The 17,693-nt window shown below is 38.9% G+C and carries 13 protein-coding genes; 2 read left to right on the top strand and 11 right to left on the bottom strand.

Annotation, left to right across the window (positions count from 1 at the left end; all coding sequences use genetic code 11):
- The 5 genes from ACFO3L_RS05785 to ACFO3L_RS05765 form a co-directional block, all read right to left on the bottom strand.
- Positions 1-765 carry a tyrosine-protein phosphatase gene (locus ACFO3L_RS05785; protein ID WP_379964768.1) on the bottom strand — a complete coding sequence of 255 codons (765 nt, stop codon included), beginning with the start codon at positions 763-765 and terminating at the stop codon, positions 1-3.
- An 82-nt stretch (positions 766-847) separates the two neighbouring features.
- Positions 848-1,540: a CpsD/CapB family tyrosine-protein kinase gene (locus tag ACFO3L_RS05780; RefSeq protein ID WP_379964766.1), complete on the bottom strand. Its 693-nt coding sequence runs from the start codon at positions 1,538-1,540 to the stop codon at positions 848-850.
- Between the two features lie 12 nt (positions 1,541-1,552).
- Positions 1,553-2,338 (bottom strand): YveK family protein, encoded by a 786-nt coding sequence (locus tag ACFO3L_RS05775; RefSeq protein WP_379964764.1) that lies wholly within the window; start codon positions 2,336-2,338, stop codon positions 1,553-1,555.
- A gap of 52 nt (positions 2,339-2,390) precedes the next feature.
- A complete protein-coding gene (locus tag ACFO3L_RS05770; RefSeq protein WP_379964762.1) occupies positions 2,391-3,164 on the bottom strand; it encodes a hypothetical protein in 774 nt (257 codons plus the stop codon).
- Between the two features lie 373 nt (positions 3,165-3,537).
- On the bottom strand, positions 3,538-4,686 hold the full coding sequence (locus ACFO3L_RS05765) for a 3D domain-containing protein (protein ID WP_379964760.1): 1,149 nt from the start codon (positions 4,684-4,686) through the stop codon (positions 3,538-3,540).
- A gap of 457 nt (positions 4,687-5,143) precedes the next feature.
- Here ACFO3L_RS05765 and ACFO3L_RS05760 point away from each other — a divergent pair, with 457 nt between their 5' ends.
- Both ACFO3L_RS05760 and ACFO3L_RS05755 read left to right on the top strand, forming a co-directional pair.
- Positions 5,144-6,856, top strand: a complete 1,713-nt coding sequence (locus ACFO3L_RS05760) for an ABC transporter ATP-binding protein (RefSeq protein WP_379964758.1) — start codon at positions 5,144-5,146, stop codon at positions 6,854-6,856.
- Positions 6,856-8,604 (top strand): ABC transporter ATP-binding protein, encoded by a 1,749-nt coding sequence (locus tag ACFO3L_RS05755; protein WP_379964756.1) that lies wholly within the window; start codon positions 6,856-6,858, stop codon positions 8,602-8,604. The genes ACFO3L_RS05760 and ACFO3L_RS05755 overlap by 1 nt, the downstream gene beginning before the upstream one ends.
- A 626-nt stretch (positions 8,605-9,230) precedes the next feature.
- Here ACFO3L_RS05755 and relB read toward each other — a convergent pair.
- From relB to ACFO3L_RS05725, 6 genes are all read right to left on the bottom strand, one after another.
- Positions 9,231-9,452, bottom strand: a complete 222-nt coding sequence (gene relB, locus ACFO3L_RS05750; protein ID WP_379964754.1) for a type II toxin-antitoxin system RelB family antitoxin — start codon at positions 9,450-9,452, stop codon at positions 9,231-9,233.
- A 656-nt stretch (positions 9,453-10,108) separates the two neighbouring features.
- Positions 10,109-10,924, bottom strand: coding sequence for a carbohydrate ABC transporter permease (locus tag ACFO3L_RS05745; protein WP_379964752.1), 816 nt, complete (start codon positions 10,922-10,924; stop codon positions 10,109-10,111).
- Positions 10,921-11,811: a carbohydrate ABC transporter permease gene (locus ACFO3L_RS05740; RefSeq protein WP_379964750.1), complete on the bottom strand. Its 891-nt coding sequence runs from the start codon at positions 11,809-11,811 to the stop codon at positions 10,921-10,923. Before ACFO3L_RS05740 ends, ACFO3L_RS05745 begins: the two co-directional genes overlap by 4 nt.
- A gap of 67 nt (positions 11,812-11,878) precedes the next feature.
- On the bottom strand, positions 11,879-13,186 hold the full coding sequence (locus ACFO3L_RS05735; RefSeq protein ID WP_379964748.1) for an ABC transporter substrate-binding protein: 1,308 nt from the start codon (positions 13,184-13,186) through the stop codon (positions 11,879-11,881).
- Positions 13,187-13,206: 20 nt separating this feature from the next.
- Positions 13,207-16,257: a glycoside hydrolase family 2 TIM barrel-domain containing protein gene (locus tag ACFO3L_RS05730; protein WP_379964746.1), complete on the bottom strand. Its 3,051-nt coding sequence runs from the start codon at positions 16,255-16,257 to the stop codon at positions 13,207-13,209.
- A gap of 254 nt (positions 16,258-16,511) precedes the next feature.
- Entirely contained in the window at positions 16,512-17,519 is a 1,008-nt protein-coding gene (locus tag ACFO3L_RS05725; RefSeq protein ID WP_379964744.1) for a LacI family DNA-binding transcriptional regulator, read from the bottom strand.
- Positions 17,520-17,693: the final 174 nt, after the last annotated feature.

Below are 17,693 nucleotides of genomic sequence, written 5' to 3'. Positions count from 1 at the left end.
CTAAAAAAATCCAAATTTTTTCTTTTTCACTTCTGTGTAACTTGGATAAGAGACCTCATCACCATTAACGAGGTCTCTAGCGACCTGTTGCATCTGCAAGACTTTTTCTTTGCCCCATTCTTGCTCGATGATTTCATAGGCTTCTTTTAAATAAAAACGGCGTTTCGTCACGCCATGCGCATCGGAAGCGACCATCTGGACGAGATTATGTGTTACCATCTCGTGCGCTGTCTTTTGAATGTTTTTGCCGAAAATACCGACAATGCTTGGTGCAGTTAGTTGCGCCAAACAGCCCATCTCTAAAAACGGGATTAGGCGATTCGGATCTTCGCGAAACATCGCATTGCGTTCTGGATGGACAATTACAGGAACCTTGCCTAATGTTCGGAGTTCAAAAAATAATGACTCACTATAAGCCGGGACGTCCATTGTCGGGAATTCCAGCAGCAAATACGTATCGGTCAAATCGGTAAATAACAGTTCATCTTGGTTTAATAAGGTGAGGAGTTCGCCCGTGACGTGCACCTCTTGACCTTCGAGTAAGGTCAGTGGGAGGTGGCGTGCGTCAAGGACGGATTGTAAGTGGTGAACAGCCGCAATGATTGATTTTTTATCATTTTCATAGCGTCCGTTGTTGTGATGCGGGGTACATAAGAGGTGGGTAATGCCTTGTTCGATTGCTTGTTCCGACATTGCAAGGCTTGCTTGTAAGCTTGCAGCTCCGTCATCGACTGCGGGTAAGATATGGCAATGTAAGTCAATCATGCGTATTCACTTCCTTTCTCACTTGAATGGTTCAATTCTTTTTAAGTTCATTTTTTTAAGTTCTATTTAAGAAAACTTGTTTTTAATAGTAATAGTAACCTTGGTCACGATTGTTTGTCGCGCCGTTGTAGACGACACCTAAGACTCTGGCTTGCACTAACCCAAGCGCTTCTTTGGCTTTCGCGATTGACTCTTTGCTTGTCACATTCTCCCGAACGACGAGTAACGTCCCGTCGACCTTCGAAGACATGATTTGCGCATCGGTCACGGTAATGACTGGTGGCATATCGAAAATGATAAAGTCATAGACTTGTTTGAGCTCCATCTTCACTTGATCCATTCGTTTAGAGTCGATTAATTCGGACGGGTTCGGTGGTTTTGGACCACTCGTTAACACGTCAAGATTGTCGACAAATGTCGGTTGACAACTTTCAAGGACCGATTGGTTCGTACTTAAGACGGTACTCAAGCCACGGACATTCGGTAAATGAAACGTCTGATCGACGGTTGGTTTTCGCATATCTGCATCCACCAGCAAGACTCGTTGTCCTGATTTGGCAAAGACAATGGCTAAATTCGCAGCGGTTGTTGATTTTCCTTCAGCCGGTCCTGAAGAGGTAATGACCATTGACTGCAAGCGACGATCAACCGAAGCTGCAAATTGAATATTCGTACGGATGGTGCGATATTGTTCCGAAATGGGAGAAGACGGGTGAGTTAACGTAATCAGTCCAACCGCTCGTTTCGATGCTTCTTTGTTTTGTTTTTTTGACATTCGCTTCTCCTCCTAGACTTTCGAGCGACTACGACGTCCCACTTCACTCGTAGGAGTTGTCGGTTTTGCCGTTGGTTTATTCGCTGGTTTCGGTACGTATTGGGCATTGATTTCTTTGGCACTCATCAGTGGAACGGTTCCAAGAATCGTAAGTTCTAGATTCTCCGAAATAAAACGTGGGTCTTTGACCGTGCGATCGAATAGTTCAAAGACAAAGGCTAAGCCGACACCGACCATCATGCCTAATATCAGACCAATCGCTAAGTTCAATTGATTGTTTGGCGAAATTGGTTTGGGACTTGCCACCGCACTTGAAACAATCGTTACGGTATCAACGTTCGTTAAGATACTCTTAACGGTTTCCTGGAAAACTTCAGCGGTCACGTTGGCAATTGCTGCGGCATTACTTGCTTTACCATCGGTTGCTTGAATCGAGAATAATTGTGAATTTTGCGCTTGAACGACTTGTAATGATGCTTTAATTTCACCTGGCGTCATTTTTATGCCGTGTTGTTCTGCTAGGCGACTTTGCACTTCTTGTGCTTGCCCGTCTCCTTGTAAGATAATGTCTTTATAGGTGTTTAGCATTTGTAAGTTGAAGTTAATATCATTGACGCTTGTTGTTTCTGACTGTGGTAAGGAAACGATTAATTGCGCACGAGAACTGTATTGTGGGCTCACAACAAAAAAGGTGAAAACTCCAGCAAGTCCTAATCCGACAAATGTACAGGCCAAAATCGTCAACAAACGTTTGCGAATAATATCAAATATTTCTTTTAAACTAATTGTTTCTTCCATGTTTTCTCTACTTTCTATTCATCACTTATACGTAATGATTGTTTATTATTTTTTAATAGACGCTTCCCATTCCTAGTTGTTGACTCACACTATCCAATTGTTCAAGGAATTGTGCTTTTATTTCAGGATTCCGAACTTGTGCGATACTTTCGCTTACACTATAGTAGCGATCATACGTCGCTGATTCGGTGATTGTATCATTATCAAGCATCTCGTCAAAATTTGCATTCAGCTCTTGGATGCGATTGAATTGCGCTTGCGCAAAACTAACGTATTCTTCTGCATTTGCTCGCCAATCGGGAATTTCAATTGCTTGTAGTTTGTCTTTAAGGTCATTCAACTGCTTTTCGGTCACGTCAGTTGTCAAAACGACATCATTGGTCACCGTCTGCCAGTCAATCGTATCATTTGTAAATAATGCCAAAATTTCTGACTGAAGATTGAATTGTTTTTTGATGCCATTGAATTCCATTTGCAAGTCTTCTTTTTTCTGCGCAAACGTTGCGACCTCATCGGGTAACGCTTTGGCATTGACATCGAAATCTTCAGCCGATACTTTCATTCTAGCTAAGTTATTTTCTATTTTATCAATGATTTCTTTTGTTAACGTTGGCTGTAAAAATTCCTTTTTCTCATCTATATAAGCCTTACCAATCATTTCTTCTAATGTAGACAGTTGCTTTTTTTGACTAACGATTGATTCAGCAATCTGATCGACTTGTTGCAGCTGTTGATTCTCTTTTGTTCTTTTAAAACCAACCACATTGATGCCTATTGCCAGAATCGCAATCGTAAGCACTCCCAAGCCCTTTCCAACTTTTTTCATTCTAGGTAACAACCTCCTCAAATCATTCTATTTCTTATGAAGTCTTTTACAAAAAAATGAGAACATGTTTATTATAATCAAAATCGACTGTAAAAGAAAGGCTATTAATACATTTAGAAATATTAATGAATTATTTTTATGCAGTAAACTCTGAAAAACCATTGAAATAAGCATTTTTTATTCGACAACATTATAGATATATTCTCATAGTTTTCAAACAATTACTATCTGTAACGAGTTTCTCTGTGCCCTTTTTTATTTTTTGTTCGTCTTTTTATCCGAAAAATAATGCGTCCTTAATAGATACATTATTTGGCAAAGAAAAAAACCACGAGAATGTAAATCATTTCTCGTGGTTTTTAGTCTGATTCAATTAATCTAAAATGGTTACTTTGACGTTATAACGGCGTCCCCAGGCATAGCAAGCTTCCTCACTATCTAAATGGACGTCTAAAATATTTCCTTTAATCGCGCCTCCGGTATCGGCTGCTAAAGCAATCCCGTAACCTTCAACTTCCACAATCGTGCCTAATGGGATCACACTTGGATCGACCGCTACAACACGTGGGTTGACACGTAAATCAACACCCATTGCGGTAAAGAAACTTGATCCCGCTTCTTTATAGGAATACGCAGTTGATTCCATGTATAGGACCTTGTTGCCACTGTTTGACGAATTGTCGCTATTATTCGCTGGTGGCGTTGGGGTCGGCGTTGGGGTCGTTGGTTTTTCGGGTGCTGGTGTACTTGGTTTTTCGACCGGTTTTGATGGTGTTTCTGGTTGTTTATTGGCTTCTTCTTTGGCTGCTTGTTCTGCTGCTTCTTTCTCGGCTGCGGCCTGTTTTTCAGCCTCTTCTTTTGCACGCGCTTCTTCCGCTGCAATTCTTGCAAGCTCGACTTCTTTGCTTTGAGCAATCGACGCTAAGGCATTTTGATTTGAGGCTAATTGCTCTTTTAAACTTAAGACTTGTGCATCTAACGTTTGCGCTTCAGCTGTTAAGTTTTCTTGGTTGCTAACCAAAGTCGCCTGTGTCGCTTTGGCTTCTTGTTCTAACTCTTGTAATTTCTTTGTGTCCGCATCTAAACTTTCGATTGCATCTTTCTCAGCGCTTTGCAACATCGTGATGGCATATAAGTTGGTCACTAATTCTTGGATACTTGCAGATTCAAGTAAATAGGCGATTTTATTGTCCCCAACACTATTGACTTGTAATTGACGTAAACGCTCGGCAACCATCTCTTTGCGGCGAGCAATGGTTTCTTTCGTATCCGAAATTTGATTGTGCGTCTCTTCTAAAAGGGCTTCATTTTCTGAAATCTCCCCTTTTAAATTTTCGACTGCTTGATAGGCTTCGTTGACTTTTTCTAACGCATTTTGAACTTCTAAGCTAATTGCTTGGCTTTCTTGTTGTAAGGTTGTTTCTTTTTGATTCAATGATTCCAGCGTATCTGCTGAAATAGCCACCGGGGCTGTGATCTGAATGAGACATAAGACTAGGGTTACTAATTTCTTTCCCTTCAATTACTGTCACACCTTTCCATTCGATAAGAATTCTAGAATATTATACTGGATATTCTAGGTGCATATATGTCAGTTGGTTTACAGTTTGTTACAAAGTAGTACAGAAAAAGCGGTTCTTGACTTTATTACTTAATAAAACCGAGGGAAATGGACTTAAAGTATTGATGGAAGCGGAAACTTTTTTGTTACATGTTTGTAATAATAGTGGCGTAAAATGATTTTTGAGCCTCACTAACTGATTAATTGATAACGTGTAAATGTCTAAAATTCAGCCATTTTTTTGATTTTGGAATGAGAATCACACCAGAAATTCGGACAAAATAAAAAGTTCCACTTCTGTTCTTTTCGAAAACCTTCTCATTTGGTGTTGCCTGAACTTTTACAGGGACATGACTTTCTATTTTAGATACTTTTCGTTATGATAAATGCAATAAGTATTTTGCAAAGGAGTGTTGGAATGTTTCGTCTATTAAAGTATGCAAAAGATTACCGCAAGGAAATGATCTTGGGCCCGATTTTTAAATTTTCTGAAGCCATTTTTGAATTAATGTTACCATTACTAATGGCTATCTTAATCGATCAAGGAATTCAACAACAAAATTGGACCAAAGTTTGGCAAATGATTGCTTGGATGTTGTTCTTCACTATTGCTGGAGTTGTATCGGCTGTGACATGCCAATATTACGCTTCAGTAGCGTCACAAGGATTGGGTACTGAATTGCGTCAAGCGTTAATGAAAAAGATTAACCAATTGAGTCATAAAGAACTCAATTATTTTGGTTCAAATACATTGATTACCCGTATGACGAATGATGTCAATCAGATGCAACTGGCGTTAGCCATGTTGATTCGACTCGTTGTCCGAGCGCCTTTTTTGAGTATTGGTGCACTGATTATGGCTTTTTATATTGATTGGCAAATAGGTTTGATTTTTGTAGCGATTTTACCTTTATTTTCTTTGCTATTATTTTTCTTGATTAAAATTTCAGTTCCTCTGTATCGCTTTGTCCAACAACAACTCGACCGCCTCAATCAAATTGTTGCTCAAAACTTGAGCGGCGTTCGTATTATCCGAGCATTTAGCCGACAAGAAAAAGAAGTCGAAAATTTTAACGATGCCAGTGATGAGTTGACAAAAACTTATTTAAGAGTGGCCCAACTTTCAACGATTTTATCACCCGTTACGACGTTAATTTTGAATTTAGGAATTGTTGGGATTTTTGTTTTAGGTGGGTTTAAAGTTGAAATTGGTGATTTGCAACAAGGTGAGATTTTAGCACTCGTTAATTATATGAATCAAATGCTGCTTGCTTTGATCGTCGTTTCTAACTTAGTGATTATCTTTACCCGCGCCGAAGCTTCTGCTAAACGTTTGAATGAAGTTTTTGATACGAACGTTTCTCTCGCTGAAAAATCCGAACCGAGACTACCGACAACGATTCGTGGTGAAATTGCCTTAAACGATGTTGATTTTCGATACTCTGAAGCTTACGGTCGCACCTTGCGTCACTTAACCCTATATATCCCTGCCGGATCAACGCTAGGCGTGACCGGTCCAACCGGGGCAGGAAAATCGAGTTTAACACAACTACTTCCGCGTTTTTATGATGTAGAAAGAGGAAGTGTGGTAATTGATGGTGTCGATGTTCGTGATTGGCCACTCGACGCTTTACGTGAGCAAATCCGCTTTGTTCCACAAAAATCTGTTTTAATTCGTGGTACGATTCGTGAAAATATCCAATGGGGAAAAGCCGAGGCAAGTGATGCCGAAATTTGGGAAGCTTTAAAGATTGCTCAAGGCGCCGAGTTTGTTGAAAAACTCCCAGCACAACTGGATACATTAATCGTCGAAAACGGCAAAAATTTCTCTGGTGGTCAAATTCAGCGTTTAGCTATTGCCCGTGCGATTGTGGCCAAACCTAAAATTTTAGTCCTCGATGATTCTTTAAGTGCACTGGATTATCAAACGGACTTCTTATTACGTCAAGCTTTAAAACAATTATCGATGACCCTCATTTTAATTTCCCAACGTGTCTCTTCGATTCAAGATGCGGATCAAATTTTAGTCCTTGAAAAAGGCCGAATGGTGGCTCATGGCAGTCATGAGGATTTAATCAAAACCTCCTCTTACTACCAAGCAATACTCGATGCACAAAAGGAGGCGGAATAATGAATAAGAAAAAAATTGATTTCGCGACTCTCAAACGTTTCATGCCCTATCTAACGCTTCATACAAAAATAAATTTTGTAGCTTTAGGTTTTGGCATTATTGCAGGTGGTGCTTCCGTTTATTTAACCTTTTTAATCGGCCAAGGTATCGACCAGTTAATTGGACCTGGGCAAGTTGATTTCACTATTTTACGCAATATCTTATTGGCCTTTATTGCGGTCCTTCTCTTAACGAGTTTTAGTCAATGGTTTATCCAACGTTTAGGCAATCACGTTGCCTATGAAAGTGTCAATCGTTTGCGAAAAGATGCGTTCAAACACTTGAACCAACTGCCTTTACAAACGTACGACCAAACACCACATGGCAGCTTAATGAGTCGTTTTACAAATGATTTAGATCAAGTTTCGGTCGCAATTGGTGCCGTCTATCAGCAACTTTTCACTGGTCTAACGGTCATTATCATTGCCTTTATTTTCATGCTACGACTAAGCATTGTTTTAACGATTGTCGTTTTATGTGTCACTCCGATGATCTTTTTCGTTAGTTATTGGGTAGCTAAGCGTTCACAAAATGATTTTGCCCAACAACAGCAAATCGTTGGAGAATTGACTAGTTTTATTAACGAACGTGTCAGCAATCAATCGCTTGTCAAAGCTTTTCGTCAAGAAGCAAATAATGAAGCACTGTTTGACCTTTCAAACAAAGAATTGCAAGTCAAAGGCCAACGCGCCCAGTTCTCTTCTTCTTTAACCAATCCGATTTCACGCTTTGTCGATCACTTAGCTTATATTGCCATCGGACTCGTTGGCGCTTGGTTGATATTTAACGATATGGGAAATGTGACCGTCGGAATCATCGCGAGCTTTACCATTTATGCCACACAATTTTCAAAACCATTTATTGAGCTATCAGGCTTAATGACCCAAATTCAAAGCGCCTTTGCCGGACTAGCACGCGGTTTTTATTTACTCGATCAGCCTATTGAAACACCCGAAGCGAAAATTGAATTGCCGGCTATTCAAGGCAATGTAATCTTTGAACACGTTGATTTTGCATATGAGGCGAGTCGTCCTTTAATTCAAGACTTTAGTTTCGAAGCAAAACCCGGCCAAACCATTGCAATTGTCGGACGAACCGGTGCAGGAAAATCGACACTCGTTAACTTATTGATGCGCTTTTACGATGTCCAAGCTGGACGAATCTTACTTGATGGACGAGATGTGAAGGAAATCTCACGAAATCAATTACGTCAAAACTTCGGAATGGTCTTGCAAGATACTTGGTTATTCGATGATACGCTACGTGAAAACTTAACGTACGGTCGTCCCGATGCGAGTGATGACGCCATTTATGCCGCCTTACAAAAAACAGAGATGTTAGAATACGTCATGGATGCTCCGAAAAAACTTGATACACCAATTGGCCATTATGGCGTAAAATTATCAGAAGGCCAACGCCAATTATTAACGATTGCGCGAACAATGATTGCCAATCCACCTATGTTGATTTTAGATGAGGCCACAAGTTCAGTTGACCCATTGACCGAAAAGAAGATTCAAGACGCCTTTTTAGAATTGATGAAAGGCAAAACGAGCTTCGTTATTGCCCATCGATTATCAACGATTCAAGCAGCCGATCAAATCCTAGTTATGGAACAAGGACAAATTATCGAACAAGGAACACATGAAGAATTATTACATGACAAAGGGGCATATTATGAGCTGTATCATGCTCAGTTTCAGGAGTAGGTATCGCAAAAAAATCAGTAGATAAAAAACCAAGAGACAAAGAGTCGACGACTCCCGCTCCCCTGCGAAAAATTGCCTTGTACCGGAAGCTGCGAGACCGCTTCGAAACGGTATGAAATGAGCAGTGACTCGGTAATAAGCCAGAATCTTTTTGAAAGTACAAAACACTTTCAAACGATTCTTTGCTTATTACTCGTCACTATTCGCTCATTTCATGACCTCTAATAGAGCCTGTAGTTGTTGAAGCCGTTCGAACGTAGTGAGTTACGGATACAATATCAGGCGTAGCGTGACACCTCAACTCGAAAGCTTCAAAGGCCTGCTTAGTGCTTTAGCACTAAGCAGGCCTAATTCACATTTCGTCTTTTGGCGCAGCTGGAACAAGGCATTTTTCTCCGGTCCGCTAGTCTTAGTTTTTGATTCATTTATTGATTATTTAAAAGGATTCATAAGACACAAAATCAAACATTAGACAATGCCACTTAAATTGCTACGCTATAAAAGTTTCGAAGCTATGAAGAATCTAAACTATCTAGCATTTTGAGTCCCTTATCTATACTTCTCACATTTTTCACAATAGCTTGATTTATAAGTCAGTTAATCTTTTTCCATGCTGTCTAGAGTCTTCAATGTAAACCCAGCTTTGCTTTAGTTTCTTCAAAACTAACGTTGTCCTCTTCTTTTTGTTTGCTCATGATGTCTAGATACGTCAGATAATCCATTTGTTCTTCTGCTGATTCGATAGCTCTTGTTCTAACATAGTCTGAGAGTGAAATATTTTCGAGAGACGCAATTTTTTCTAGGAAGTTTTTTTCTTCTTCTGTAACTTTGACTGTAATGGTTGTCATACGGAATCCCTCCTTGAAACTATTATACTACATTGGTCTTTCGTGTTCGATTAATCAAACTTCATTAAGAGTTAAACTTGTCCAAATTAGGTGCATGTCAATCATGCCACAGATCGAGTGTCTCTTTTGGTTGTCATTTCCATAGAGATTTAGTCAGGATAAAATATCCCCTACAATCTCATGGATGTGCTTTAACATTATTTAAAAATTCGTCAATAATATCTTATATACCAGTGCCGTAAACAATCACTTAAAAAAAAGAGAGATTTAATGTCTTTACTTTAATTAATGTTGTAACCGAAAGGACTATAAAAAAATGAACCTCTTGATGAAGATATTGCAATTATTAGACCTGGAAAAATACTTTCCTTGCTGGACTTAGTTTTTAAAAACCACTTATTTTCTTTAGACGACATTTTAAATCTTCATCCTATTGATTGCTCATTTTTAGAATCACTCTTTGGGTTTGAAAATGCGTCCTTAAGTAAATACTCCGAAAACGAAAACCGAGAATATTTTAATCATTCCAATATCATTTCTTTGTTTTCCACCGAAAATTAATTAAGCTCTCATTCGAATTCTTTAATGGTGCCAAGCTACAAAAAACGCCCCTCACTTTCCTACTTCATAGGATTTTGAAGGGCGTTTTTATCTAATTATTTGACTGATCCGAGCATACCTGCGACAAAGTATTTTTGTAACAAGAAGAATACAACGGCTGTCGGAACCGTTGCTAGCACGATTGCTAGCATCATTAAACCAAAGTCAGGTGTATAGCTCGAACCTAAGTTTGAAATTAATAATGGTAATGTTTGTTTTTCCGGTGTTTGCAACACAATTAACGGCCAAATATAACTATTCCAGCTACTCATAAAAGTGATAATCCCAGCTGCCGCATAGGTTGTACGCATTGTTGGCACATAAATCCGCACAAACAAACCAATTTCGGATAGGCCATCAATTCGTCCTGCTTCCAACAATGATTTGGGAAACATTTTTGTATTTTGGCGGAAGAAAAAAATTAAAAAAGCGGTTGTTAGATATGGCAAAATGACGGAGGATATTGTATCAATCCCAATCGCAGGTGCCACTTGCGAGAATTTCCCAAACATTTGAAATAACGGAATCATAATCGCTGCAAAAGGAATCATCATCGAGAGTAACAAAAAGTTAAAAATAAATTCCTTTCCGCGACTTTTATGGATTTCAAAACCATATCCGGCTAATGAAGCAATAAAGATTGAAAAAATCGTTTGTAAAACAGAAATTTTGGCACTGTTCCACATCGCGCCACCGATATTATATTGTGTCGTTAAATTTTTAAAGTTCTCAATTAAATGTTTGCCCGGTAGCAGGACGCCTTTCGTAATGTCTACGGAAGTGTTCGTTGCACTAACAATCATAAAGTAAAAAGGAAAAGCAAACACAATGGAGAAAATAACTAAAAACAAATACATTCCTATTTTTTTCATTTCTCTTTCCCTCCTACTTTAAATTGAATAACCGATAAAATAATAATCATAAACACAATCGCATAAGAGACTGCTGCTGCATAACCAAAATCTGGTGTGTATTTAAATGATAAGTTATAAATATATTGTGAGATGGTTGTGGTCGCATTCCCTGGTCCACCTTGAGTTAAGTTCATTGGTTCATCGAATAATTGAAGGGTACCAATCGTTGAGGTAACCGATGAGAATAAAATAACTGGTTTCAACATTGGAACGGTAATATGAAAGAATTGTTTGATTGGGTTTGCCCCATCAATGCGTGCGGCTTCATAAATACTTGGATCAATGTTTTGCAAAGCCGATAAGAAGAAAATCATATTATAACCTGTCCAACGCCAAGTAATGGCTAAAATAATGACAACTTTTGACCAAAAAGGACTGGAGAAAAAAGCAATCGGTTCTGAAATCAAATGAATATTCAGCAATAAGTGATTAATTATCCCATTATTTGAAAATAAGGATTTAAAAATAATTGAATACGCAACCAATGAAGTGACTGCCGGCAAGAAAATAATGGTGCGGAAAACGCCTTTTAATTTCACCGCTTGATTATTTAAAACCACTGAAAAGAAAATGGCTAGCAACACCATGATCGGTACTTGGAAAACTAAGAAAATCAGCGTGTTTTTGGTTGCTGCGAGAAAGGTTGGATCTGAAAAGAGTCGTTTATAATTCGCTAGACCAACAAACGATAAGTTATTTCCTGGGCCCGATTTTAAAGATAAGATAAACGCTTGAACCATTGGATAAAAGTAAAATGTCATGATTAATACTACGGATAACAAGACAAAAGACCAACCAATAATCGTCTGTCTTCGCCTCGTTTGGCTCATTTTTAGTATTCCCATTTTTGTATCCCCCTTTAGATTTAAAAAAGGGTCAGACAGAAAATCACTCTGCCTTAACCCTTCCTTCTTACTTCACTTGTGTTTCAGCAGTTTTTTGAGTTTGAGATAAAACAGTATTTAAATCGGTTCCTTTTAGATAATCTTGCAAAGCAACTTTTGCTAAATCTTCAAACGCATACGTGTTTTTACCAAAGTTTACTGCCGGTATCTCGGCTGCCCAATCCATAAAATCAACGTTAATTCGTTGATTATTGAAGAACGGAACTTCTGCTTGGTAGGCGTTTGTTTCAATGGCAGGAGCAAATGAACCGAGGGCACCTATCGCTGTATTTAATTCATTGTAAAATTCAGCACTTTGCCCAAATGTTTCAGAGACGAATTTCGCCGCTTCCTCTTTTCCATCAATGTTTAGAATATAAACAGAAGAGCCGCCTAAGTTTGAGGCATTGGTTGCCCCTGTGATTCCGGCTTGACGTGGTGTTGGCACAATCGTCCAATCACCGGCTTGTTCGGCTTCCGTCGTCACAGAAGGTGTAATCCAGTTTCCTTGGATAATGGAAGCGACTTTTCCGCCATTGAAATTGGCTAATAGTTGATCCCAGCCATTGTGAGTCGTCATGACGCCCGAATCAAGCATTGTTTTAACATCTTCAAAACCCTTCGCTAGTGCTGCATTGCCTTCAAATGTTGGGGTTGAGCCATCTTCTCCTGAATACCACGCACCACTTGATTGCATCATCACTCGAAGCAAACCTAAATCATTCATGTCATTTGAAAACATCGCCGTTCCTGTTTTCTCTTTTACAATCACGCCTAAATCATTAAACTCATCCCAAGTAATGTTTTCAAAATCACTTGTTTGCAGACCGGCCTCTTCAATAATTGATTTACGTAGATACAAGCCGGTAACGCCCGTATCAAACGGCGTCGCATAATTCACCCCGTCTACTGATGTAGCTTCTACTTTATAAGACATAAATTGACTGGCATCGATAAAATCTGTCATCGGATAAAAAGCGTCAGGATACGCTTCAAGGAAACTTTTGGCACGGTAATCTTCAATTAAAACGATATTCGGTAAGCCCTTGGTCGTTCCAGAACTTAAACTGGTATTTAATTTTTGAACAATATCCACTTGAGCATTTTCTACGATATTTAACTTAAAAGCGGCATTGTCTTTTTGATAGAACGTTTCTGCTGTTTCAAAAGCTGCAATATTAAATTTTGGATCCCAAGCCCATACCGTTAGCCCCTCTGTTTTGCCCGCGTCGCCTGATTGCTTGGCTTCTTCACTACTTCCGCCACCACATGCGGCTAGTAAGAATGATGCACCTACAATGGTTAACCCCATCATTGCTTTTTTCGAAAATGTCATTTTGATTTCCTCCTTTTATCTTATCCGTTAACTTGTTGCAGTGTTACTGAAAAATGAAACGGTTCTAAATATAAGCGATGTTGTGGTAAAACTTCTGGTCCACAACTTGCTGAACCTAAACCATACTGAGCAAGATCAAGCATCAGTTCGCTGGTTTTTGCTTCTTCCAATTGATTCGTATGTGTTGCTTTTTCTAACATCTCGGTCGTGTAATTATGAATACTAAAATTAAATGGTTTTTTCTGTTTTTCAACAAACAAACCTTGGTTTTGGCTATTTAAGACTTGGACATAACGTGTTTCCATTCGGTTGCCATTTTCTTGTGGGCGTACATACGGCGTGAACAAGTCGGCCACTTGAGCTTGCCAAACATCAATGAAACCTGCTTCTTGGCTGTCCGCGTAGTTTTCATGTGGCCCTTTACCGTACCAACTAACAGCTTGCTGTGTTTTAGGTAACGACATCTTCCAGCCAATCCTTGGTAACGTTCGTGGATGCTCTCCAAATGGTTTACCGCTTAATTCAATTGAAACGATATTCGGCGCTGAAAGATGGTAACTCGTTGCTAATTCGATGCCCCAGTCTTTTGTTTTTGGCATGATTCGACTGGTTGTGGCAACCGTAATGCCTTCGTCGGTTAGCGTTGTTTCAAACGAGACGAGTCTTTCTGCTAGCATATTTACACCATAATCTAACCATTCTGACAAGACTGGTTTAGTAAAGAATTCTTCAATCCCTAAGCGATCGTTATCAATCGTCGCGCGCCAGAAATTGACGGCTAAGTTTTCTAAGACCATTTGTCCTTTGGCATCGGTCCACTCTTGTAAACGACCATTAACTTTACTAAATTTGACGGACAATTCTTGATTCTTCACAATGAGTGTCGTTGCTGTTTCTTCCACGTCAAAAGCTCCGAGCGTCGGAATACTCGTCTTGCGATACTCCCCGATTACAACTTGCTCCCAGGCAACCGCATTTTCTAAACGTTCTTGTGATTCGGTCGTGTCGAAAAATAGCAGCGATAATATCACTTCTGCACTAGTTTCGTTTAGCTTTTCTTTGATAGCTAGTGGAAGAGCGATCGTCTCTTTTTGTCTTGCCGGTAAATCAAAGGACGGTAATCCAACTTCTAGCAGCATTTCCTGCCCTTGTTTTAATTGCAAAATTGGTTTTAAATGGGCTAAACTCTTGAAATCATAACGGTTTATAATCGTTACTTCCTGTCTTTGAGTCTCAAATTGTACCTCCACAGGTTGAATTACTTTCTTGAACTCATGCAGTGCTGGTGATGGCTGACGATTAGGGAAAACCATGCCATCAATTACAAAGTTGCTATCATTTGGCACTTCACCAAAATCGCCCCCATATTGATAGAATGTTTCACCTTTAGCATCTGTTGCTTGGATGCCATGATCAATCCATTCCCAGATAAAGCCGCCTTGAATTCTTGGATATTTATAAAAGACTTCTTGATATTCTTTCAATCCACCAGGACCATTCCCCATTGCATGCCCATACTCACATAATATATGCGGTTGCTTTAGATCTTCCCTCTCTCCTTGCTCCGCCATCAGTTTTGGCGAGCTATACATTGTTGAATAGAAATCTGCTGCCTCATTTTCTCGTTCCAAATGACCGTTAAAGATTGCTCTTGTTTCCCCCTCGTAGTGAATCAAACGACTATCGTCACGTTTTTTGGTCCATTCTGCTATTTTGCTATGGTTAGCTCCAAAACCAGATTCATTACCTAACGACCACATAATAATTGACGGGTGATTCTTATCTCTTTCTACCATTCGTTGCATCCGGTCCATGTATGTTTTGGTCCATTCAGGACTATCGCTAAGCTCATTCCAACGCCCAACAATTTCCATTCCATGTGTTTCGATATCATTTTCATCAACGACATATAGTCCGTATTGATCACATAACGTATAAAAATGTGGATCATTTGGATAATGCGCCGCTCGAACCGCATTGATATTAAACGCTTTCATCATTTGGATATCTTTTTCCATCGATTCAAAAGGAACACTTCTACCTTTTGTCGGATGCCAATCGTGACGGTTAACTCCTTTTAAAATAATATGCTGCCCGTTAATTTTTAGTAGGCCATCCATAATTTCTACCGTACGAAAACCAATTTTTTGAGTAATCGTTTGAATGCACTCATCCTTAATACGTGTCTCGATTAAGAGTTTGTACAAATTCGGTTCTTCGGCATTCCAACGTTTGACTTTCGGAATGACTAACGTCGCTTCTTCAACTAAACTTTTTACCGTAATTTCTTTTGAGGCAAGCGGTTGATTTGCGTCATCATAAACGGATACGTTGAGTGTCGTTGCTTCTTGTAATTCTTTAAACACTACTTCTAAGGACAATAGACCATCTTGATAACCATTCGTTAAACCCGCTTTGGCAAAGTAATCAAAGACTTCTCCTTTGTGTCGTTCAAATAAATAAACATCTCTAAAAATCCCACTCAGCCACCACATATCTTGGTCTTCAACATAACTCATTGCCGCCCATTGCAAGACTTTTACTTGTAATTTATTGATCCCTGCAATTAAATACGAACTGATGTCGTATTCTGACGCCAAGCGACTTCCTGTACCATAACCTACATATTGCCCATTAACCCAAACATCGAAAACGGTTTCAACTCCGGCAAAATGAAGAATATACTCTTTCGTTTCATCAACCGAATCCATTTTAAACTCACGAACGTAATACCCTGTTGGATTTTCATTTGGAGTAAATGGCGGATCTACTGGAAAAGGATATTGAACATTTGTATAGTTTGGTTTCCCAAACCCTTGCATCTGCCATTGACCTGGCACGGTAATCTTGTCCCAATGGTTTGTCTCTTCCAGAAATTCTTTTGGCTCATCCAGAGGTGTCTGAGTTAACCGAAAATCCCATTGACCGCTTAATAATAAAAAGTTTTCTTTTGACTCACCATTCAAAAACGTTTCCGCTTTCATCTTCTCGTTTTTAAAAAAGGCTCTTGGCTGTTCACGATTTTCATGCGTTACCTGTGGATTATGATACTTTTGATTTAATTTATACACATTATCACCCTTCCTAACTACTTATTTACGAAACAAGAATGTTTTTCCTAACTACTTGTTTATGAAACAAGTGATGTTTGTTTAACTATAACGTTTACCGATTGTTTTGTCAACTCTTATTTTAAAATAAAAAAATACACAAGTAATCAAAGGCCTCCCAAAAGTCAGACTGTTTGGGTCTAACCTTTAGAAGGCATTCAAAATTCATTACTCGTGTATTTGGATTTTCTCGTTATTTTTGCTATCCGTTTTTATTAACTACTTTCTCGTTTCATTAATTTCGTAGGTATCACCACGCGGACAGGTTCGCGTTCACCTAGCTCTAAACGATCTAATAATATTCGAATGCCCATTCTCCCCATCGCTTCTGAAGAGAAACGAACAGTTGTCAGTGTTGGGGTTAAAAATTCTGCCATTTCAATATCATCAAAACTGGCAATCGCAACATCTTCTGGAATATTGATTTTCTTTTCTTGTAACGCTCGGTAAACACCGATAGCAATCGGATCACTGGCAACAAGTATCGCTTTAGGTAAATCACCTGCTGCGATTAGTCTATTAGCGGCTTCATAACCTGATTTGACCGTCCAGTTACCCAACTCATATTGAATGTATTGTTCTAAATGATTTTCCTCCATCCATTCTAGATATGTTCTAAAACGGATTTCTTTTCGATTCAATCTGTTGCCTTCAAAATCCCGTCTTTCTTCAAGCCCACCAATAAAACCAATCTTTTTATAATTTTTTTGTGCTAAGTAATCAAGTGTCATTTTCGTTGATTTCGCTAAATCAACATAAACGGCATCATAGCGATCACTCGATTTAGGGTCATCTAAGAAAATCAACTCTTGACTAATTTCACCTAGATAATCTTGGACTTCTTTTTCGATGGTTCCTATTGAGATAATCCCACTTTGCTGCATAATTTCATTTTCATATGATCGAATTTCTTGAACCAAAATTTCTTTGGTAATCTCAATTTTTCTCTTTTTACATTCTGAAATAATACCACTGCGAATGGAATGATAGTAGGTATCTTCTGTCTCGTCTTCTTTTGAGACAGCTAAAATTAAAATGATTTTCTTCTTTTCACGGACTTTCTTTTTATTCTTTGTCAAGCTATAATCAAGCTCTTTAGCAGCCAGCAATACTTGTTCTCTTGTTTCAGGTAAAATAGAGAGTGCTGGATCCGCATTCAACACGCGAGAAACGGTTGCGGGTGAAACGCCGGCTTTTTTGGCTACATCGCGAATCGTTGCCATTAACATCATCCCTTTACTAAACAAATTTTGTTTAGTAAAGCATATCATACTTTAAGTGAAAAGCAATTTCTTTATACGAGTTATTTGTTTAATTTGTGTCTATCCTTTGAACCTCTCATGACTGAAGTCACGAGATTCTTAGGAACAGAACATACTTGCAAGCGTATTTCTTTA

Source organism: Enterococcus eurekensis, from assembly GCF_042654605.1.
In the GTDB taxonomy this organism is placed as follows: Bacteria; Bacillota; Bacilli; order Lactobacillales; family Enterococcaceae; genus Enterococcus_I; species Enterococcus_I eurekensis.
This window is presented reverse-complemented; position numbering and strand designations above follow the sequence as displayed.